This is a genomic window from Luteibacter sp. NPDC104163 (assembly GCF_055584245.1).
On the sequence record NZ_JBVJMK010000004.1, the window covers coordinates 61,388 to 82,383 of the forward strand.

A 20,996-nucleotide genomic window follows, 5' to 3' on the forward strand; every position below is an offset into this window, starting at 1 on the left:
GCCCCGCCCTCTCGGGGGGGCCCCGCCGTGCCGCGCGAGGGGGGCCGCCCCCCCCCCCCCCCCCCCCCCCCCCCGCTCCCACAACGGTGAGGGGGGCATCACTTCTTTTTCTTAGGGGCCGGCTTCTTCTTCGTCGGCGCGGCCTTGGTCTTCGCCTTGGTCTTCACGGGCGCCGCCGCCTTCGCCACCGGTGCGGCGTGTACCGCGCCCTCGACGCCGGCCCAGTCCACGTGCGGCAGGCCGAGCAGGTCGTCGAACACCATCGGCATCAGGCCGGCGGGGATCGGCGCCGCCGCGTTCCACATGGTGACCACGCCCGCGTGGTACTTCGGGAAGAAGCCGATCATGGTGCGGTAACCGGAAACCGCGCCGGCGTGATAGACGAGGTCTTCGTTGGCATAGGTGAAGACGCGCCAGCCCAGCGCGTAGTGCGCATCGGTGACGCGCGCGCGCCGCCACGGCTGGGAATGTTCTTCGCCCGGCGTCGCCACGCCCGGTGCGTGCAGCACATCCAGCAGCGGCGTGGGCAGCACGTCGGGGCGGCCGCCCATCTGGGCCATCAGCCACTGCTCCATGTCGCGCAGGCTGGCGTTGACGCCGGCAGCGGGTGCGACGCGGTAGTAGGCGTCGTTGGGCTCGTAGGGGATCCAGTTATGCGGGCCGCCGCGGTGCGGGCGTGCCCAGCTCTTGCTGGCCTCGAGCGCGTCACGGCCATAGCTTGCCGTGGTCATGCCCAGCGGCGCGAAGATCCGGCGCTCCACCTGGCGGAAGAAATAATCGCCGGTCGTCGCGTAGATCACATCGCCGATCATGCTGAAGGCGACGTTCTGGTAGCCGTAGCATGCGCCCACCTTGCACGAGAGATCGACCTCGTCGAGCTTGCGCACCAGCTCCTCGTACGGGGCGTCGGCCTCGAGCATCGCATCGTACGTGTTGCGCGGTAGGCCCAGGCGCTGGCCCAGGATGTCGCGCACGGTCGCCTGCTGGCCTGCCTGCGCGTCCTTCAGCTTGAAGTAGGGCAGGGTATCGGAGAGCTTCGTATCCCAGCTGAGGAAGCCGTCCTTCACGAGGACGGCGGTGACGCCGGTCGCGAAGGCCTTGGACAGCGATGCCAGGCGGAACACCGTCTCGGGCGTCGCCGGCTCCTTCGTCTTCGCGTTGGCGTAGCCGATCGCACGCTCGTAGACGACCTTGTCGTCCACGATGATCGCCGTGACCATCGCCGGCGCGGCATCGCGTGCCTCGGCGGCATCGAGCCAGCGCTTGTAGTCCTCGATCGTCTGCTTCACGCGATCGGCGGGAATCTTTGCCGAATCCGGATCCACGTGGACCACGGGCGGTTTCGGCGGGGGTGCCGCGAAGGCGGCGGGGGCGGAAAGGGCAGCGGCAAGCGCGCAGGCAAGCAGGGAGGCGGAACGGAACGGCATGCTATTCTCGCGGCACATCAGGCGTGGGGGCACGCCGCGGAGGGAAGGGGACCATGGCACTGATCGTACTGCTGATCATCGTGATTGGCATTGTCGTGTACTTCATCGGCATCTACAACGGACTGGTGACGGCGCGGAACGGCTACAAGAACGCTTTCGCGCAGATTGACGTCCAGCTAACAAGGCGCCACGACCTCATCCCCAACCTGGTGGAAACCGCCAAGGGTTACCTGGCGCACGAGCGCGGCACACTGGAAGCCGTGGTGCAGGCGCGAAACGCCGCCGTGGCGGGCCTCGCCGCGGCGAAGGGCCACCCCGGCGAGGCTGCTGCGATGCAGCGCGTCGCCGAAAGTGAAAATGCCCTTGGCCAGACGCTCGGCCGACTGTTCGCGCTTCAGGAAGCCTACCCGGACCTGAAGGCCAACCAGACGATGATGCAACTTTCGGAAGAACTCGCGTCCACCGAGAATCGCGTCGCGTTCGCCCGGCAGGCGTACAACGACGCCGTCATGACGTACAACAATCGCCGCGAAACGTTCCCCAATTCGCTCGTCGCGGGTGGATTCCCCGCCGCCGAGCCGCTTGCGATCGAACAGCCCGCCATGCGCGAGGCACCGAAGGTGTCGTTCACGTAACGGCGGCGCGCGCGCATGGATTTCTTCCAGCGCCAGGAGCAATCACGCCGCACGGGCCGCTGGCTCGTCGTGCTGTTCATCCTGGCGGTGCTTGGGACGGTGTTCGCCGTGGACGCCGTGGTCTACACCGCCGGCATGATCTTCCGGAGGCAGACGCCGCCGTGGTTCTGGGTCGCCTGGGCCACGCCCGCGGTGCTGCTGGTGATCGGCGGCGCCATGGCGTGGCGCATCGGCAGCCTCGCGGCGGGTGGTGCCGTCGTGGCAGCAGACCTTGGCGGCGTGCCGGTGGATCCCGCGACCAGCGATCCCGCACTGCGGCGCCTGCGCAACGTGGTCGAGGAGACCGCGATCGCTGCCGGCATGCCGGTGCCGCGCCTGTTCGTCATGGAGGGCGAGGCCTCGATCAACGCGTTCGCGGCAGGTTATGGACCCGACGATGCCGCCATCTGCGTCACGCGCGGGTGCCTCGACCAGCTGGATCGCGACGAACTGCAGGGCGTCATCGGCCACGAGTTCAGCCACATCCTCAACGGCGACATGCGGCTGAATATCCGGCTGATGGGCCTCCTGTTCGGGATCCTGGTGCTTTCGGTGATCGGGCGTGAGGTCATGAGCTTCACGGGTCGCGGCCGCGATAATTCCGTCCGCGTCGTGGCGCTGGCGGGCATGGGCCTGTGGCTGGTGGGCTCGATCGGCCTGTTCTTCGCACGGCTGATCCAGGCGGGCGTCTCGCGCTCGCGCGAATCGCTGGCGGATGCCTCCGCGGTGCAGTTCACCCGGCAGACGCGCGGTCTCGCGGGTGCCCTTAAGAAAATCGCGGGCCTGCCCGGCGGCTCGACGCTCGCGTCGCCAAAGCGTGCCGAAGTGGCGCATATGTTGTTCGGCGAAGCATCGGCCGGGACGTCGTGGTTTGCCACGCATCCGCCGATCCTCGAACGCATCAAGGCGCTTGATCCCGCGTTTCGTGAGGCGGACCTCGCGGGCGTGGTGGCATCGGCCGCTGCGCGCGCCGCCGCTCCGCCGGCGGCGGAAGAACGTGCGGATACCCGTGGCTTCGCCGCTGCCGGTGCCGCCGGCGTCGCGTATGCCACGGCGGTCGCCAGCCGCGTCGGCACGGCGGAGCCACGTGATCTTGCGCACGCCGGGACCGTACGCGCCGCGCTGCCGCCCGCGCTCGTGGCAGCGGCGCACGATCCGGCCACCGCCCGCGCGCTCGTGCTGGCGATGTTGCTGGCGCCCGCTGACCAGGCGGATGTCCAGGCGCAACAGGTGAACGCGCTTCGCGTGGTGCTGGGCGAGGGCGAAGTCGAGCGGATGAACGAACTGAAGGTGCTGGCAGCCGGCCTCGCGCCCGCCGCGCGCCTTCCGCTCGTCGACATCGCTGCGCCTGCCCTGCGCACCTTGCAGCCTGAAGAGCGCGAGGCGCTGCTGACCCTGGTCCGCGAGTTCGTCATGGCGGACCGCCAGGTCGAGCTGTTCGAGTACGCGCTGTCGCGCCTGCTGCGCGCGCGGCTGGTCAGCATGGGCGACCCCCGTGCGGCGGCACGGCCGGGCGAGCGCAAGCTGCGTGACGCGCGCGAGGGGTACAGCCGCCTGTGCGCGGTGGTGGCGACGTTTGGCAATCCGGATCCCGGGGCGGCGCTGCGTGCCTGGCAACTGGCACAGCGCGAGGCGTTTGGCGAAGCCGGCGCGGCGATGCCGGCCGTCTCGGACTGGCGCATGGCGTTCGACGGCGCCGTGATCGAGCTGGCTCGCTGCAATCCGGCTTCGAAAGAACTGGTGGTCCGCGGCCTGTGGCTGGCCATCGCCGCCGACGGGGTGGTGACGGTGGCCGAGGCCGAGTGCCTGCGCGCCATCTGCGCCAGCCTGGGCTGCCCGCTCCCGCCGGAATTCGTGGACGAAGCACGCGGCGCATAAGGCCCGTGCTAGGCTTTCGCGGCCTCCACCGGAACCGCCGGCCACCGTGAACCTTCGCCGATCCCCGCTGGGCGAGGGCGCCATCCTGGCGCTGTCGATCATCGCCTTCTTCTTCGTGATGACCTCGTACTACGTGCTGCGTCCCCTGCGCGACCAGCTCGTTGGTGCGGTGGGGTCTTCTTCGCTGCCCTGGTTCTACGCGGTCGTGCTGGTCACCATGCTGGCGCTGACGCCGGTGTTCGGCTGGCTCGTCGCGCGCTTTCCGGGCAGGCGGGTCGTGGCGACGAGCTACCTGGCCTTCATCACCTGCATGGTCGCCTTCATTCCCGCCTTCGTCGCGCAGGACACCATTGGCGCGAAGACCCTGGGCGTCGTGTTCTTTGTCTGGGTCAGCGTCTTCAACCTGTTCGTCGTGTCGCTGTTCTGGAGTTTCATGGCGGATATCTTCCGCAGCCGCCACGCGCGCCTGGTGTTCCCGTTCATCGCCTTCGGCGGCATGGGCGGCGCGCTGCTGGGGCCGCTGATTACGCGCTTGCTGGTGGAGCGCATCGGCGTGCCGTCCATGCTGGTGATCTCGGCGATCGCGCTGCTGGCGGCCCTCGGCGCGCTGATGGTCCTGTCTTCGCGCCAGGACGGCGCGGAGGCGGTACGGAGCGAAGCGGTGGGTGGCTCGATCCTCGAGGGGGCGAAGTCGGCGTTCACGCAGCCGTTCCTGCGCTACATGGCGATCCTGATGCTGCTGAGCGACGGCATCGGCACCATGGCCTACGCGCTGGTGGCGGATTACGCCAAGGCGCACTTCATCGATAACGCGGGCCGCACGGCGTTCTACGCGAGCCTGGATCTCTGGGTGAACGGCCTGGGCGCGGTCATGCAGCTGACGCTCACGCCCTTGCTCCTGCGCGGCCTGGGCGCCATGTGGGCGATGGTGGTGCCGTCACTGGTGAACTTCGTGCTGCTGGCGCTGCTGGTCGTGCTCGGCCCGGCGGATATCGGCGTGATGGGGTATACGGTGCCGCTGATCGCCATCGTGATGATCGGCAGCCGCGGCATGACCTACGGCATGATCAAGCCGGCCTCGGATTCGCTGTATACGCGCATGCCGCGCGAGGCGCGCTACAAGGGCAAGAACTTCATCGAGACCGCCGTATGGCGGTTCGGCGACCTTGCGGTCACGAGCGCCCTCACCGCCGCGCGCATGGCCGGCGTGGGGATCTCGACCATCGGCCTGGTCTGCGCGGGCGTCGCCGCCATCGCTACGGAAATCGCGCGACGCGCGGCGACCTCACCCGACCTGCTGCCGGAGGAACGGGACCACTAGCTCGTGATGTAGGCCTCGAGCTGGTTGATCGTCTCTTTCTGTTCGCTGATCGTCGCCTTCACCAGGTCGCCGATGGAAACCACGCCGACGACCCGGCCGTCATCCACGACAGGCAGGTGGCGCAGGCGGTTGTCGGTGCACAACCGCATGCATTCATCGACGGTGGCACCCGTGGCCACGGTAATGACGCTCGCAGTCATGATGTCGGCGACCGGTGTGTCGCGCGACGAGCGATCCTTCAGGATCACCTTTCGCGCGTAATCGCGTTCGGAAATGATGCCGACCAGCTCGCTGCCCTTCATGACGACCAGGGCGCCGACATTCTTGTCGGCCATCTGCCGGATCGCATCGAGGACCGGCGCATCGGGCGCCACCGCGAACACTTCCCTGCCTTTCGCTCCCAGGAGATGCTTGACCTGCTGCATGCTCGACTCCCCGGATGGGCGCGGCGCGGATCGCCGCGATGGGACCAGTTTACGCCTGCCCGGGGCCGTGGGGGTCATCGCCCGGTGAAGGGCCGATGGCGCCGTGGCGCTCTTCCACGTAGTACAGCGGCCGGCGTTTGCTTTCCGCGTACGTGCGGCCCACGTATTCGCCGATAACGCCCAGGGCGAGGAGCTGTGCGCCGCCCAGGAACACGATCACCACCATCAGCGTGGGATAGCCGCGCACCGGGTCGCCCCAGAGCAGGACCTTCAGGATCACCCACAAGCCGTACAGGAAGGCCAGCAGGGCGGCGGAGAGACCCAGCCACGTGGCCAGGCGCAGCGGCGCCACCGAGAACGACGTGATCCCTTCGATCGCGAGGTTGGTGAGCCGCCAGTAGTTCCACTTGGTGTCGCCCGCAAAGCGCGCATCGCGGTGGTAGCGCAGCGAGACCTGGCGGTAGCCGATCCAGGCGAACAGGCCTTTCATGAACCGCTGGCGCTCACGCAGCTCGCGCAGGGCTGCCACGGCGCGGCGGGAGAGCACGCGGAAGTCGCCGGTGTCGCGGGGCATCGGGTTGTCGGAAAGCCGTTCCATCACGCGGTAGAACGCGGCCGAGGTGAATTTCTTCAGGCGGGTTTCACCGGCGCGGTCGGCGCGGGTCGCATACACCACGTCATTGCCTTCACGCAGGCGTGCGACGAGCTCGGGGATGAGTTCCGGGGGATCCTGCAGGTCGGCATCGATGAGAACGACGGCGTCGGCGTCGGCCGCGTCGAGGCCCGCGGTCATGGCCGCTTCCTTCCCGAAATTGCGCGACAGCTTCAGCCCGGTAACGCGCGCGTCGGCCTGGGCCAGCCGGCCGACGATCGCCCACGTATCGTCGCGGCTGCCGTCATCCACGTAGATCACGGTCGCGCGCGTCGCCATGCCATCGAGCACGGCCGATAGCCGCGCATGGAACCGTTCGAGCACTTCGGTCTCGTTGTAGGCGGGCACGATGATGGAAAGCGAATAGGCCATGTCGGAGCTCAACGGACGCGCCCGGAAACCGGCGCTGGACGGGTAAGGTAAGCAGGGCCACCTAGCTGGCCCATCTGCTGGGAGATCCACGCCGTGCGGCGCATGACGTACGCGCTGGGCGCATCGACGCGGAAGCGGCGCGGATTGGGCAGCACCGCGGCGAGGCGGGCGGCCTGGGCCACGCTGAGGCGCGACGGCGCCGTGCGATAGAAAGCGTCGCTGGCCGCGCCCACGCCGTACACGCCATCGCCGTACTCGACCGTGTTCACATAGACCTCGAGGATCCGCTGCTTGGGCCACGTCGCCTCGATCAGCACGGTGAAGTACGCCTCGAGGCCCTTGCGGATGAAGCTGCGGCCGTTCCAGAGGAAGAGGTTCTTCGCGGTCTGCTGGCTGATCGTGCTCGCGCCACGCAGGCGCTTGCCCTCATCCGCGGCATCGATGGCATCCTGGATGGCGTCGACATCGAAACCGTGGTGGTGCGGGAACTTCTGGTCCTCGCCCGCGACCATGGCGAGGCCCACCTGCGGCGAGATCTCGTCCCACGGCACCCAGCGGTGGCGTAGCGTGAAGTCCTTCTCGCCCGTGAAGAGCGCTTCGACGCGGCGTTCCATCATGAACGCGCTGGTCCATGGCGGCACGAAGCGAAGCACCAGCACGACCCACCATGAGACGGCGAGCCACGCGATCGCCAGGAGGGCGACGAGGCGGACGATGCGGCGGGGCAGCGAGCGGGGCGTCGTGGGCATGGCGGCGCGATGACAAAGGATGGCGCAGTATAAGGGCCAAATGGCGGCGGCCTTGTCGGTCAGCGCCCGCGCCCCCATCTTTCGTCGGATCATCAGGAGACCATCGTGACCGATTCTGTTGTCGAAACCCTCGTTTCCGACGATGTACTGCACCGCTTCATGCTCGAAAAGGCGGGCGTGCGCGGCGTACTCGTGCGCCTGGGCCACAGCTGGCAGGAAATCGCATCCCGCGTGGATTATCCGGAGGCGCTGCGCAACGCACTGGGCGAGGCCGTCGCCGCCAGCGCGCTGCTGACCGGCAACATCAAGTTCGAAGGCTCGCTCTCGCTCGAGTTCAAGAGCCAGGGCGCCGTGCGCCTGCTGTTCGCCGAGACGACCGACCAGGGCCGCGTCCGCGGCCTGGCCCGGTTCAACCCGGAGGCGCTGGGCGATACGGTGAACCTGCTCGAACTGGATGATCCGATGCTGGCGATCACCGTCGGCCATGCCGAGAAGGGGCGCTACCAGGGCGTGGTGACCCTCGACGGCATGTCCTCGATCAACACCGCGCTCGAGGGCTACTTCGACCGTTCAGAACAGCTCCCGGCGCGCATTCTGCTCGCCGCCGACGGCACGCACGCCGTGGGCCTGATGCTGCAGCCGATCCCGGGTGAGGGCGGCCACAGCGCGGCCGGCGCGGATGATGACGCGTGGGACCGTGTTGGCCACCTCACGGCGACGCTGGGCGCGCGCGAAATGCTGTCGAGCCGCCCGGAAGAGCTGCTCTATCGCCTGTACCACGAGGAAGACGTGCGCCTGTACGACCCGCGCCCGCTGGCCTTCGGCTGCACCTGCTCGCGGGAGCGGGTGGAAGGGATGCTGCGCGCGCTCGGCCGCGATGAAGTGCACGCCACGCTGGACGACCGCAATGGCGAGATCGAGGTCATCTGCGAGTTCTGCGCTACCCGCTACGCGTTCGACCGTGTCGATGCGGAACAGCTGCTGGCGGGGCCGGATACGCCGCCGGCGCCTAGTACTTTGCAATAACGGCATCGCGCGCAAGCGCGCTCCCACAACAGCGCGCTGTTGTGGGAGCGCGCTTGCGCGCGATAAACCAACGAAGCGGCGTAGCAGGAACGCCTACGCGTCCAACGACAACGGCGACCCCAGCCACTTGCTTGCCGGTGCGGGCTGCGCAAACAGGAAGCCCTGGCCGAAACGGCAGCCGATGCGGCGCAAGGCGCGCATCTGCGATTCGGTCTCGATGCCTTCAGCGATGACCTGCATGCGCAGCGAATCGGCCAGTGCCTGGATCGCCCGTACCACCGCGGTGCTGTGGCCTTCGCTTTCCTCGGCCGGCAGCTCGATCACGAACGAGCGATCGATCTTGAGGGTCTCGATCGGGTACTGGTGCAGGTAGCTCAGCGACGAATAGCCGGTGCCGAAATCATCCAGCGCCACGCCGACCCCGTGCTTGCGCAGGTTCTCGAGGATCCGCTTCACCTGGGCCGGGTTTTCCAGCAGCGCACGTTCGGTCACTTCGACACGGATGCAGCGCGCGGGCACCTCATGCTCGGCGAACAGGTCGAGCAGGCGCTGGTCCAGGTTCGGTGAGCGGAAATGGCTGCCGGAGACGTTGATGCTGATGAAGCCTTCGTCGCGGGTGAGCGCACGGGCCTGGCGGGCGACCTGTTCGAAGATCTGCCAGTCGATCGCCTCGGCGCAACCCGTATCCTCGGCCACCGCCAGGAATTCAGCCGGCGGCAGCAGGCCGCGCTCCGGATGCCGCCAGCGCAGCAGGGCCTCGTAGCCGACCACGCGGGTGTCTTCCAGGTCCACGATGGGCTGGAAGAACGGCACGAACTCGTTGCGCGCGATGGCGCGGCGCAGGTCGCCTTCCAGTTCAAGCAGGAGCAGGGCTTCGCGGCGCAGCCGGTCGTCGAACACGGCCGCGCGGTGGCGGCCTTCGGCCTTCGCGCGGTACATGGCCGAATCGGCGTCGCGGAGCAATTCTTCCGGGCGTGTGTAGTCCTGGGTCGGCAGGGCGATGCCGATGGAGGCGGAGGTGAAGATCTCCTTCGCACCCAGGCGGAACGGCGTCTGCAGCTGCGCGATGATGCGCTCGGCAATGTGCGTGGCGGCCTGCGGATCGGTGATGCCTTCCACCAGCACGGCGAATTCGTCACCGCCCAGGCGTGCCACGACATCGCGGGTCTTCAGGCAGGCGCGGACCCGGCCGCCGACCTGGAACAGCAGGTCATCGCCCACCAGGTGCCCGACCGAATCGTTGATGACCTTGAAGCGATCGAGATCGATGAACAGCACCGCGAAGAGATCCGTCGGGGTCTCCCGGTAGTGGTTCAGCGCTTGCTCCAGGCGCTGCAGGAGCAGCGTGCGGTTGGGCAGGCCCGTGAGCGAATCGTGCAGGGTTTCGTACTTCAGCCGGCGCTCGACGCGCTCGCGCTCGGCGATCTGTTCGCGCAGGTCGCGGTTGGCGAGCGCCAGCGCGCGGGTGCGCTCGGTCACGCGACGCTCCAGGCTCGCGTAGGCCTGCTTCAGCGATTCGGTCGTGTACTTGCGCTGCAGGGCGTTCGCGATGTGGTAGCTCACGAAGGTGAGCAGCTCCTGGTCGCGGGCGCTGTAGGTGTGTTCCGGCGTGTAGCTCTGCACGGCGAGCACACCCATCGACTTTTCGTTCCAGATCAACGGCACGCCCAGCCAGTGCAGCGAGCGCGCACCGCTGGTGGAGAGCACCTGGTCGCGGTTGAGCCGGTCGATCTCCTCGCGGTCGGCGAGCAGCGCCTTGCCGTTGCGCAGTACGTATTCGGTCAGGCCCCGGCCCAGTTCGCGCGGTTCGCGCACACCGTCGAGCTCATCCACCGAATACGGGAAGGTCAGCTTGTTCTGGTCTTCGGAAAGCAGCGCGATGTAGAAGTTGCGCGCGTAGAGCAGGCCACCGATGACCCGGTGCACCGCAGCGTAGAAATTCTCGATGCTGTCCGAGGTATTGGCCAGCTCGGCGATGCGGAAGAGGGCGGCCTGCAGGCGCTCGCCACGCTGGCGCTGCAGCACCTGCTGGCGCAGCACGCGGTTGGCTTCACGCAGCGCGGCGGTGCGCGTGGTGACGCGGCGCTCGAGCTCTTCGTGGGCCTGGCGGCGTTCCAGCGCGGTCTGCACATGCTGCGCCACATACGTGAGCAGCTCGCGGTCGTTTTGGGTGTAGCGGGTATCCGGCCGGTAGCTCTGCACCACGAGCGCGCCGACCATGTCGTCGCCACGCTTCATCGGCACGCCCAGCCAGTCGTCGCTGGGCGGCCCGATCGGCACGCGCGGGCCGGGCAGGTTCTTTTCCAGCTCGGTGCTGGCGCCCATCATCGACTTGCCGCTCTTCAGCACATGCCAGGTGAGCGTGTTCTCGATCGCCTCGATGGGGCGGATGCCTTCGGGGTCCGGGATATCCGGATCGACCGAGTCGACGAAGTACGGGAAGCGCACCGTGCGGTTCTGCGCGTCGTACAGCACGATGAAGAAGTTCTCGGCGTACATGAGGCTGCCCACGATCCCGTGCAGCGCGCTCATCATGTCGTTCATGTTGTGCTCGGCGCCCGCCTGTTCGGCGATGGCGTAAAGCGCGCGCTGCAGCCGTTCGGCGAGCGCGAGGCGCGAGATCGCCTCGTAGAGGTTGGCGGTTTCCGCCAGCTGGCGCAGGCGCGCCGAGGCCAGGCGGCCGAGCCAGCCAATCATGTCGCCCCAGTGGGCGGCATCCTGCTCGGTGGCGTGCAGTTCCAGGAAGCGTTCGGTCTGGGGGTCGCTGCCGAGCTCAACGGGCTGCGAACCCGCGCCAGCTTCGGCGGCGGCGTCGCGCCAGGCGATCCGGGCTTCCGGGAGGAGGCAGCGGGCGAAAGCCTCGCATTCGTTGCGGACGCTCTCGGCGTCCGCGGCCCGCAACAGGCGCTCCACGGCATCGTGCAGGGGCTCGATCTCACCGGGACCGGGCGCCTGCAGCGAAGGGCTTTGTGATGGAGCGATGGTCATCGCCTGCATGGTTCCGGTCTTGGTCGGTTCAGTCTATATGCGTTCGATCCGAGGCGCGACGGGGCGCCGGGACCCAGTCTCACGGCCCCTGCGCCACCCCATGGCTTTCCCCCCCTGGTGTCATAAACGGCAGCTATTCTTTTTTCTTAAGATGGCCCCGTTGGGGTGTTAGTAAAAAGTAAAATGGGTTATGCTCCAACCTCCCCGCCCCGGCTGGTGCGGGAGGACGGGGAAAGCCAGCCAACTGCCTGATATGGTTGCCATGCGTAAGACCTTGCTCACCACGCTTCTGTTCGTGCCGCTCGTCGCGGCAGGGCAGGTCGTGCCGGTGGGTTCGGATACTTCGCCGGCCCGTTTGCTCGCCGCGCCGGTCGAAGGCGATGGCGGCCAGGTGAGCGTGCCGCTCTGGCGCACGCAGGATGGCCGTTCGCTTTCCGCCATCACCGATGACCGCGCGGACCCGAGCAGTTCGCTCGCCGTGCGCCCGGTGCAGGCGGGCCCGTTCCTTTCCAGTGGCCTCCAGTACGACCTCGGCCCGCGTGTTTCCGCGCACGCCAACGTCAGCGGCCAGGGCTGGATCAATTCCGCCGAATCCTGCGGCACGGCCGCCGCGGCCGCGCGCAGCGGCGATCGCTGCAGCTCGCCGGGTACGCCGCCGCGCATCGTCGGCAGCGAAGTGGGCGCCACCTATAACGGGTCCGGCTACAGCCTCGGCATTGGCGTGGGTTCGTCGCGTCCGAGTGGCGCTGGCGCTGCATTGCCGCGCGTCGTATCCGGCCTTACCACGACGTCGGGGCTGCCGTTCAGCGCGCTGTCCTCGAGCACGGAACTGAATGCCCACGGCCGCCTTGAACTGGGCGGGCGCAGCGGCATCGACCTGGGCGCCAGCGTGGGTCGCGTGCGCCTCACCCCGGGCAACCTGCTTGGGATGGGTGCGGTCGACCAGAAGTCCCTGAGCCTCGGTGTCGATCGCGGCCCGCTGTACGGCGCGATCACCGGCCGCACGATGCAGCCCGAAGCCGGCACGGTGAATGCGTTGAACGGCGACCGCCGCTGGAACGCCATCGACCTCGGCGTGACCTTCCGCCTGCCGTGGCGTGGCGAGCTCTCCGTCGGCGCGCAGAACGTGTGGTCGTCGGGCTCCGGCGAACCCGCCAACAGCCCGAACATCCGCGAGCCGGACCAGTCACGTACGCCGTACGTGCAATACCACCAGGATCTCTAAAAGAAAGGCCGCGAATTTCGCGGCCTTTTTTTATGCTTCGCGGTTGCCATTGTGGGAGCGCGATCGCGCGCTAGCGCGCTCCCACAGTACGGCGCTCAGTTCCCGCCGCGGCGGATCTTCACGTCGCCGCTGAAGGCTTCCAGGTGGATCTGGCCGTTGCCGCTGCCGATGGTGGTTTTCAGCTCCTTGCCCGGGCCATCGTCGCCCTTGGTCGGGCTACCGAAGTCGCTGCGCAGTTCGCCGCTGAAGGTGGATGCCTCGAGGCGCGCCGACGTGTTACCCGGCAGGCCCAATTCCACGTCGCCGCTCATCGAATCGACGGTGAGCTTGCCGCCGTCGGTGATGCCGCCAAGGATCCGGGTGTCGCCCGACACGGTGCTGAAATTGGCATCCCGCCACGGGCCGCCGCCGATCGTCATGCGGCCGGATACCGTCTGCGCCTCGATCTTGTCGCTGATGGACGGCGCGGTTATGTCACCGGAGACGGTCTGCAGATCGGCCTTGCCCGCCTTGCCGGCCAGGTCGATCGTGCCGCTGACCGTCTGCATGCTGATATCCGGTGAGTGCACGTTGGCGCGGATGCGGCCGCTGACCGAGTCCACTTCCACCTTGCCGCCATCGAGCCCGTCGATGCTGACCGGGGCGCTGACCACGTTGACCTCGAGCTGCACGCCCTTGGGCACGCGCACGTTCAGCACGGTGGGCTGCATGCGGGTGTCGTTGCCCCAACTGCCGAACCAGCCTTTCTTGTCGCCACCGGTATCCACGCGGATATCGATGCTGTTGCCATCGCCGTCGAGTTCGAGCGGCTTGGCGCCATCGCCGAGGGTGCCGGTGACTTGCACCTGGTTCTTGTCCCAGGCGGTGACGGTGACTTCACCCTTGGTGTTGTCGATGCTGATCTTCGCGTTGGGCCGAATGTCTTTCGACAGGTTGATCGGCGTCGAGGCGTAGGCCTGACCGATCGACAGCGCCAGCAGCAGGGGAGTGACATAGAGCGTTTTCATGGGATGGATCCTGGCGGTTGTCGCGGTTTTAGCCGGCCTGCTTGTCGATGTTGCGCAGGCGATCACGCTGGCGTTCGGTTTTCTGCAGGAGCCGCTGCAGGGCGGCGGACTGCGGGGAATCCTTCATGGCCTGGGTAAGCTCCATGTGTGCTGCATCCAGCTCCACCGCGGCGCCGGTGAGGCGCGGATCGGCGGGCTTCCAGGCCGTGCGGGCCTCGGGCACCGCATCGCTGCCGCCGGGCGCCAGGTGCAGCCCGATGCCGCCGCTGAGCACGGCGACGGCGGCGATGGCGGCGGCCATCAGCCAGGGCTGCGCGCGGCGGTGGCGCGGGGTCGCGACGGCCGGGGTTTCATCCAGCCGGGCTTCGATGCCGGCCCACAGGTCGCGCCGGGGCGCGGTGGGGCGGTTGAGCGAGCGCATCTGGCGCAGGTATTCGAGTTCGTTCATGGCCTTTCTCCCAGCATGCGGCGGAGCAGGCCGCGCGCACGGTGCAACTGTGCTTTGGAGGACCCCACCGCCATGTCGAGTTCGACGGCGATTTCCTCGTGTTTCCAGCCTTCCACGTCGTGCAGGACGAGGACGGCACGGGCCCGTGGGGGCAGGCCCGCAATGGCTTTTTCCAGTTCATCGCGCTCGAGCGAGCGCAGCGGATGATCGGGATCGGTGATGTCAGGCAGGTGTTCGTCGTCGACGATGCTGACGGGATCGGCGTTGCGGGCACGTATGGACATGAGTGCCACGTTCACCGCGAGGCGGTACACCCAGGTGCCAAAGGCGCTCTCGAAGCGGAAGCTTTCCAGCTTCTGCCAGGCGCGGATGAAAGCTTCCTGGGTGAGGTCTTCCGCCCGGGCGTGGTCGAACGCGGCGAGGCGGAGGATGGCGCCGTACACGCGGTCGGCGTGGCGGCGGTAGAGGATCTCGAAGGCCTTGCGGTCGCCGGCCATGGCCGCGCGCACGGTCTCGTCATCCGACGTCGCGGCGGGCAGCTCAGGCTGCATGAAGGATGTGGCGGCGAGGCATAGGGCGTTCATCTTGCCAGCTTGGATGCCGACAAGGGGGAAACGGTTTAATCGGTCACGAGACCGCCACAGGGCGGGGGAGGCTGCGGGGGAGCGCGCTGTGGGCGCGTGCTGTGGGAGCGTGCTTGCACGCGATGGGGGCTGCGTCACCACCCATCGCGCGCAAGCGCGCTCCCACAGGGTCTCAATCCACAGGGTCCCAGGGCGAGGGCGCTTAAGCCACCCGCTCGCCGCGGCGTTCTTGGGCAGCTTCCAGGGCCTCGCTCACGCGGGCCCGCTCGGCCTTCAGGCGTTCGGGCATGCGTGCGCCGAAGCCGTCGAGGTAGGTGCCGATGGCGTTGAGCTCCTCGATCCAGCCCTCGACATCGACATGCAGGAGCTCGTCCACGGTGGCCGGGGAGACATCCAGGCCGGCCGTGTTGAGCTCGCCCCGGGCCGGCACGGTGCCGATCGGGGTGCTCTTGCCGGCCGCCTTGCCCTCGACCCGCTCGATCATCCAGTCCAGCACGCGCAGGTTTTCGCCGTAGCCCGGCCACATGAAGCGGCCGTCGGCGTCCTTGCGGAACCAGTTGACGTGGAAGATGCGCGGCAGCTTCGCGCCCGGCTTGTCGAACGAGAGCCAGTGGGCGAAGTAGTCGGCGAAGTTGTAGCCGCAGAAGGGCTTCATCGCCATGGAGTCGCGGCGCAGGACGCCGACCGCACCGGTCGCGGCGGCGGTGGTTTCCGAGCCCATCGATGCGCCGACCAGCACGCCGTGCGCCCAGTCCTTCGCTTCGAACACCAGCGGCACCAGCGATGGCCGGCGGCCGCCAAAGACGATCGCGGAAATGGGCACGCCCGTGGCGTCTTCCGACTCCGGTGCCCAGCTCGGGCACTGCTTCGCCGACACGGTAAAGCGCGAGTTCGGGTGCGCGGCTGGGCCGTTCGCGGCGTTATAGGGGCGGCCCTGCCAATCCATCACCGGCTCGCCTTCGCCCAGGCCTTCCCACCACGGGCAGCCATCGGCGGTGATGGCCGTGTTGGTGAAGATCGCATCGTGGCCCAGCGTTTCCAGCGCGGCCGGATTCGTGTTCGCGCCCGTACCCGGTGCGACGCCGAAATAGCCGGCTTCCGGGTTGATCGCCCACAGGCGGCCATCGGCGCCCGGGGTCATCCAGCAGATGTCGTCGCCGACCGTCCACACCTTCCAGCCCGCCTTGCGGTAGCCCTCGGTGGGGATGAGCATGGCCAGGTTGGTCTTGCCGCAGGCCGACGGGAACGCGGCGGCGATGTAGTGCTTCTCGCCCTTCGGGTTCTCGATACCGACGATCAGCATGTGCTCGGCGAGCCAGCCTTCCTTGCGCGCCTGGTGGCTGGCGATGCGCAGCGCGTGGCACTTCTTGCCGAGCAGCGCGTTGCCGCCGTAGCCCGAGCCGTACGACTTGATCGAGAGCTCCTCGGGGAAATGCATGATGAAGCGGCGCTCGGGGTCGAGCTCGCCCGTGGAGTGCAGCCCCTTCACGAAGCGGCCTTCGCGCTCGATGCGCGCGAGTGCCGGCGCGCCCATGCGGGTCATGATCCGCATGTTGGCGACGACGTAGGGGCTATCGGTGATCTCGACGCCGCAGCGCGAGATCGGTGAATCGATCGGGCCCATGCAGTAAGGGATCACGTACATGGTGCGGCCACGCATCGCGCCTTCGAACAGGGCGTCGATCTTCGCGTGGGCATCCGCCGGCGCCATCCAGTGGTTGTTCGGGCCCGCGTCTTCTTCCTCCGGCGTGCACACGAAGGTGAGGTGCTCCACGCGGGCTACGTCGGACGGGTGGGACCGGTGCAGGTAGCTGCGTGGGTTGGTCTTCTCGTTGAGCGGGAGAAGATCACCGCTGGCGAGCATGGTTTCGACAAGCCGCGCGTATTCCGCATCCGACCCGTCACACCACACGACGGAGGCGGGCTCCGTCAGGCGGGCGACGTCGTCAACCCATCGATTCAGTGCTTCCAGTGAACTGCCTTGCGAACCCATCCGGTGTGGTCTCCACGTAATTGCCTGTGGAGACAGTAGTTTGCGGCTCGTGGTATTTACAAGGCACGGCGCAGCAATTTTGCGGCGCCGTTCAGGTCATTCCTCGGGCTTGGCCGGGGTGAGCGTGCTGATGACGTGCTCCACGTACGCATCGAACTCGTCGTGCGAGAGGCGCGGCAGGCCCAGGGTGAAGTTGAGCTGCAGGAAGCCGACGTACGCGGCGTAGGTCAGTCGCGCGCGGTGCAGGGCGACGATGGGCTCCAGCCCAGCCTCCTGGTACATGCGGGTCAGGAAATCCATGCGCCGCTGCGAGACGCGCGCCATGACCGGCACCACCTGGGGGTGGTCCAGCGCTTTCAGCAGGGCCGCGTAAACGCGGTGCGGCTGCAGTTCGTGAGCGACACGGCGGAACAGTTCCGGCAGGCGCTTGCGCGGATCGGCGATGCGCTCGATCTCCGCCAGCACTTCGCGTTCGCCGTATTCTTCCCAGCGCTCCAGCGCGGCCTGTAGCAGGGCTTCGCGCGTGCGGAAATGCCAGTAAAAGCTGCCTTTCGTCACACCGAGGCGGCGAGCGAGCGCCTCCACAGCCAGCGCGCCGACGCCCTGTTCGGCGATCAGGGCCAGGGCACCGTCTTCCCAGTCTTCGGCGGAGAGACGGACTCGTTCGTTCTTGGCGTCGTTCATCGGCGCATGGTAGCGGGAAAGCGCCCGTTTGCAATCCATCCGCTACCGTACGTGCTGCGTAAGACCTTGACTTTCCGGCCGTTACATGACCGTACGGCGCCGTATTGACGTGGCCTGCGACCACCCACATACTCGGCCGTATGGTTGCCGAGCCCACTACCTTCGTTTCCACCCCTGTCCGGGCCACCGGTCTGGACGGCATCCTGCTGGCCGGTGAGCGCTGGGAAGGCGAGCGCCAGCCTGCGTTGCTGTTCGCGCACGGCTTCGGCCAGACCCGCCATGCCTGGGCGGGAAGCGCGCGTGCGCTGGCCGCGCAGGGCTTCTCCGCACTCACGTTCGATGCCCGTGGGCACGGCGAGAGCGAGCGCGTGCCGCGCGGCGATTACCACATGGAGCAGTTCGTCTCCGACCTGCTCGCCGTGGCCAGCGTTGCCACGCCCGAAGACGGCCCGCGGCCGGTCGTCGTCGGGGCATCGATGGGCGGGCTCCTGGCGCTGGTCGCTGCTGGCGAGGCGGAAGGCCCATGCCCGTTCTCGGCACTGGTGCTGGTCGATATCACGCCACGATGGGAAACCCGTGGTGTGGAACGTATCCTCGGCTTCATGCGCGCCCACCCCAACGGTTTCGCCAGCTACGACGAGGCCGCCTCGGCGATCGAGGCCTACCTGCCGCAGCGCCGTGAGCGCAAGACCGAGGACCAGTTGAGGCCCCTGCTGCGCCAGGGTGGCGATGGCCGCCTGCGCTGGCACTGGGATCCGGCCCTGCTCGATGGCCTGGTCGAAGAAAGCGAGCGCTACCAGCCGCGCCTGTTCGCCGCCGCGGCGCGCGTGCAGGTGCCGGTGCTGCTGCTCTCCGGAGCCCGCAGCGACGTGGTCTCAAGCCACACTGTTGAAGAATTCCTCCGCCTGGTTCCCCACGCGCGCCACGTGTCGCTTGCCGACGCGACGCACATGGTGGCCGGCGATGCGAACGACGCGTTCACGCGCGAAATCGCAGCGTTCATGCAAACCCTTCAAGCGACACCCCCCAAGCACTACGACGACGTTACGAGGTGATATTCATGTCTGCGATCCTGGTTGTACTGGCGGCACTGATTGCCTCTGGTGCATGTGCCTACCACCGCACGTCCCTGAAGACGTGGGCTATCGCCACGGCGGCCACCACGCTGGTCGTGGGCTTCCTCGCGGGTGCCCCGGTGACCACCATCATCGTGCTGATCCTGCTGGCGGCCATTGCCCTGCCGCTGCTCATGGTCGATTTCCGCCTCAAGAAGATCAGCGCGCCGCTGCTCTCCGTGTTCGCGAAGGGCACCCCGAAGCTGTCGGAAACCGAGCAGACCGCGCTCGAGGCCGGCACGGTCGGCTTCGAAGGCGAGCTGTTCTCGGGCATGCCGCGCTGGTCGGAGCTGCTGAAGCAGCCGAAGCCGGAGCTGTCGGTGGAAGAGCAGGCCTTCCTCGACGGCCCCGTCGAAGAACTCTGCGGCATGATCGACGACTGGCAGATCACCCACGAGCTGGCCGACCTGCCGCCGAACGTCTGGGAGTTCATCAAGAAGAACAAGTTCTTCGGCATGATCATCCCGAAGAGCTACGGCGGCCTGGGTTTCTCCGCGCTGGCCCATTCGGCCGTGTTGCAGAAGCTCTCCAGCATGTCGCAGACGCTGGCCTCCACGGTGGCCGTGCCCAACTCGCTCGGCCCGGGCGAACTGCTCATGCACTACGGCAGCGATGAGCAGAAGAACCATTACCTGCCGCGCCTGGCCGATGGTCGCGAGATCCCTTGCTTCGCGCTGACCGGCCCGTACGCCGGTTCGGATGCGACCTCGATCCCTGACTTCGGCATTGTCACGAAGGGCATGTGGAACGGCGAGGAAACCGTCGGCATCAAGCTCACCTTCGACAAGCGTTACATCACGCTCGCCCCGATCGCCACGATCGTCGGCCTCGCGTTCCGCATGTACGACCCGGACAAGCTGCTGGGCGACAAGGAAGACCTGGGCATCACGCTGGCGCTGCTGCCGCGCGAAACCCCGGGGATGGAAATCGGCCGCCGCCACTTCCCCCTCAACACGCCGTTCCAGAACGGCCCGATCCACGCGAAGGATATGTTCGTCCCGCTCTCCGTGCTGATCGGCGGCCCGCACATGGCGGGGCAGGGCTGGCGCATGCTGGTCGAATGCCTCTCCGTGGGCCGTGCCATCTCGCTGCCGTCGAACGCCACCGGCGCGTCGCGCATGGCGGTCGCCGCCACCGGCGCCTACGCTCGCATGCGCAAGCAGTTCGGCCTGGCCATCGGCCGTTTCGAAGGCGTGGAAGAAGCGCTGGCCCGCATCGGCGGCCTGACCTATGCCACCCAGGCGCTGTCGCGTGCGACGGCGGCTGCCGTGGATCGCGGTGAAAAGCCGGCGGTGCCGTCGGCGATCGCCAAGTACCACGCTACCGAGTGGTGCCGCCAGATCGCTTCCGATGCGATGGACGTGCACGGCGGCAAGGGCGTGATCCTTGGCCCGAAAAACTACATGGGCCGCGGCTGGCAGAGCGTGCCGATCGCGATCACGGTGGAAGGCGCGAACATCATGACGCGCAGCCTGATGATCTTCGGCCAGGGTGCGATCCGCTGCCATCCCTACGTGCTGAAGGAAATGCAGGCGCTGAACATCGCGGATTACCGCGAGCGCCTGAAGACCTTCGACAAGGCGCTGTTCGGCCACATCGGTTTCGGCTTCTCCAATGCGGTGCGCAGCTTCGTGCTCGGCCTGACCGCCGCGCGCATCGGCGATGCCCCGGGCGATGCCTACACCCGCCGTTACTACCGCAAGCTCAACCGCTACTCGGCGGCGCTGGCGCTGTGCGCCGACGTCTCGATGGGCGTGCTCGGCGGCAAGCTGAAGTTCAAGGAAAAGCTCTCGGCCCGCCTGGGCGATACGCTGTCGTACCTGTACATCGCCAGCGCCATGCTCAAGCGTTACGAGGACACCGGCCGTCCGGAAGCGGACCGTCCGCTGCTGGCCTGGGCGTTCCACGAGTGCGTGTGGCGCATGCAGATGGCGCTGGATGGCGTGATCCGTAACTTCCCGGTGCGTCCGGTGGCGTGGCTGCTCCGCGCCCTGGTGTTCCCGTTCGGCCGCCGCGAAGTGCCGCCGTCGGATCGCCTCGGCCGCCGCGTCGCCGCGCTGATCACTGCGCCCAGCGAAGCCCGTGACCGCCTGACCACCTGGACCTACCTCACCCCGACCGCGAACAACACGGTGGGCCGCATGAACGCGGTGCTGCCGGACGTGATCGCCGCCGAGCCGGTGGAGCGCAAGTTCCTGAAGGCGTTCAAGGGTGGCCAGCTCCGCGCGCACACCTACAACGAGCAGCTGGCGGAAGCCGAGAAGCTCGGCGCGATCACGGCAGCCGAGCGCGAACTGCTGCAGCGCGTGCGCGACGAAGTCGCCGAGTTCATCTCGGTGGACGACTTCGACAGCGATGAGCTGAAGGCTGGCGCCGCCGCCAAGGCGGAGAAGATGGAAGCATCGCGGGCGGCTTGATGGCTTGCGAT

Annotated in this window: 17 protein-coding genes; 7 read left to right on the forward strand and 10 right to left on the reverse strand. The window is 67.7% G+C overall.

What is annotated here, in order from left to right:
• Positions 1-98: 98 nt before the first annotated feature.
• The gene (locus ACZ6YI_RS06710) at positions 99-1,427 is read right to left on the reverse strand and encodes a serine hydrolase domain-containing protein (protein WP_465777971.1); all 1,329 of its coding nucleotides are present in this window, start codon (positions 1,425-1,427) and stop codon (positions 99-101) included.
• A gap of 53 nt (positions 1,428-1,480) precedes the next feature.
• Here ACZ6YI_RS06710 and ACZ6YI_RS06715 point away from each other — a divergent pair, with 53 nt between their 5' ends.
• The 3 genes from ACZ6YI_RS06715 to ACZ6YI_RS06725 are packed head-to-tail and all read left to right on the forward strand — an operon-like array spanning position 1,481 to position 5,300.
• Positions 1,481-2,062 carry a LemA family protein gene (locus tag ACZ6YI_RS06715; protein ID WP_440324384.1) on the forward strand — a complete coding sequence of 194 codons (582 nt, stop codon included), beginning with the start codon at positions 1,481-1,483 and terminating at the stop codon, positions 2,060-2,062.
• A gap of 15 nt (positions 2,063-2,077) precedes the next feature.
• Positions 2,078-3,979 (forward strand): M48 family metallopeptidase, encoded by a 1,902-nt coding sequence (locus ACZ6YI_RS06720; RefSeq protein WP_465777972.1) that lies wholly within the window; start codon positions 2,078-2,080, stop codon positions 3,977-3,979.
• A 46-nt stretch (positions 3,980-4,025) separates the two neighbouring features.
• Complete coding sequence (locus ACZ6YI_RS06725; protein WP_465777973.1) at positions 4,026-5,300, forward strand: NTP/NDP exchange transporter; 1,275 nt, start codon at positions 4,026-4,028, stop codon at positions 5,298-5,300.
• Here ACZ6YI_RS06725 and ACZ6YI_RS06730 read toward each other — a convergent pair.
• The 3 genes from ACZ6YI_RS06730 to mtgA are packed head-to-tail and all read right to left on the reverse strand — an operon-like array spanning position 5,297 to position 7,498.
• Complete coding sequence (locus ACZ6YI_RS06730; protein WP_440324767.1) at positions 5,297-5,725, reverse strand: CBS domain-containing protein; 429 nt, start codon at positions 5,723-5,725, stop codon at positions 5,297-5,299. The genes ACZ6YI_RS06725 and ACZ6YI_RS06730 overlap by 4 nt on opposite strands.
• A gap of 49 nt (positions 5,726-5,774) precedes the next feature.
• Positions 5,775-6,749 carry a glycosyltransferase family 2 protein gene (locus ACZ6YI_RS06735; protein WP_465777974.1) on the reverse strand — a complete coding sequence of 325 codons (975 nt, stop codon included), beginning with the start codon at positions 6,747-6,749 and terminating at the stop codon, positions 5,775-5,777.
• An 8-nt stretch (positions 6,750-6,757) separates the two neighbouring features.
• Positions 6,758-7,498, reverse strand: a complete 741-nt coding sequence (gene mtgA / locus ACZ6YI_RS06740) for a monofunctional biosynthetic peptidoglycan transglycosylase (RefSeq protein ID WP_465777975.1) — start codon at positions 7,496-7,498, stop codon at positions 6,758-6,760.
• Positions 7,499-7,603: 105 nt separating this feature from the next.
• Here mtgA and hslO point away from each other — a divergent pair, with 105 nt between their 5' ends.
• Positions 7,604-8,524, forward strand: coding sequence for an Hsp33 family molecular chaperone HslO (gene hslO / locus ACZ6YI_RS06745; protein WP_440324773.1), 921 nt, complete (start codon positions 7,604-7,606; stop codon positions 8,522-8,524).
• Positions 8,525-8,617: 93 nt separating this feature from the next.
• Here hslO and ACZ6YI_RS06750 read toward each other — a convergent pair whose 3' ends face one another.
• A complete protein-coding gene (locus tag ACZ6YI_RS06750; RefSeq protein ID WP_465778138.1) occupies positions 8,618-11,512 on the reverse strand; it encodes an EAL domain-containing protein in 2,895 nt (964 codons plus the stop codon).
• Positions 11,513-11,774: 262 nt separating this feature from the next.
• Between ACZ6YI_RS06750 and ACZ6YI_RS06755 the strand changes: the two genes are divergently transcribed.
• Positions 11,775-12,737: a hypothetical protein gene (locus ACZ6YI_RS06755; RefSeq protein WP_465777976.1), complete on the forward strand. Its 963-nt coding sequence runs from the start codon at positions 11,775-11,777 to the stop codon at positions 12,735-12,737.
• Between the two features lie 95 nt (positions 12,738-12,832).
• On the opposite strand, the gene ACZ6YI_RS06760 is transcribed toward ACZ6YI_RS06755, so the two are convergent.
• The 5 genes from ACZ6YI_RS06760 to ACZ6YI_RS06780 all read right to left on the reverse strand — a co-directional run bounded on the left by ACZ6YI_RS06760 (position 12,833) and on the right by ACZ6YI_RS06780 (position 17,453).
• Positions 12,833-13,744, reverse strand: coding sequence for a DUF4097 family beta strand repeat-containing protein (locus ACZ6YI_RS06760; RefSeq protein WP_465777977.1), 912 nt, complete (start codon positions 13,742-13,744; stop codon positions 12,833-12,835).
• A 28-nt stretch (positions 13,745-13,772) separates the two neighbouring features.
• On the reverse strand, positions 13,773-14,192 hold the full coding sequence (locus ACZ6YI_RS06765; RefSeq protein ID WP_465777978.1) for a hypothetical protein: 420 nt from the start codon (positions 14,190-14,192) through the stop codon (positions 13,773-13,775).
• Positions 14,189-14,776 carry an RNA polymerase sigma factor gene (locus ACZ6YI_RS06770; protein WP_465777979.1) on the reverse strand — a complete coding sequence of 196 codons (588 nt, stop codon included), beginning with the start codon at positions 14,774-14,776 and terminating at the stop codon, positions 14,189-14,191. The genes ACZ6YI_RS06765 and ACZ6YI_RS06770 overlap by 4 nt, the downstream gene beginning before the upstream one ends.
• Before the next feature lie 202 nt (positions 14,777-14,978).
• Complete coding sequence (locus ACZ6YI_RS06775; protein WP_465777980.1) at positions 14,979-16,769, reverse strand: phosphoenolpyruvate carboxykinase (GTP); 1,791 nt, start codon at positions 16,767-16,769, stop codon at positions 14,979-14,981.
• A 96-nt stretch (positions 16,770-16,865) separates the two neighbouring features.
• Positions 16,866-17,453 (reverse strand): TetR/AcrR family transcriptional regulator, encoded by a 588-nt coding sequence (locus ACZ6YI_RS06780; RefSeq protein ID WP_247433568.1) that lies wholly within the window; start codon positions 17,451-17,453, stop codon positions 16,866-16,868.
• A gap of 140 nt (positions 17,454-17,593) precedes the next feature.
• On the opposite strand from ACZ6YI_RS06780, the gene ACZ6YI_RS06785 reads away from it, so the two are divergent.
• Positions 17,594-18,508 carry an alpha/beta fold hydrolase gene (locus tag ACZ6YI_RS06785; protein ID WP_465777981.1) on the forward strand — a complete coding sequence of 305 codons (915 nt, stop codon included), beginning with the start codon at positions 17,594-17,596 and terminating at the stop codon, positions 18,506-18,508.
• Positions 18,509-18,513: 5 nt separating this feature from the next.
• Positions 18,514-20,985 carry an acyl-CoA dehydrogenase gene (locus ACZ6YI_RS06790; protein ID WP_465777982.1) on the forward strand — a complete coding sequence of 824 codons (2,472 nt, stop codon included), beginning with the start codon at positions 18,514-18,516 and terminating at the stop codon, positions 20,983-20,985.
• Positions 20,986-20,996 lie beyond the last annotated feature (11 nt).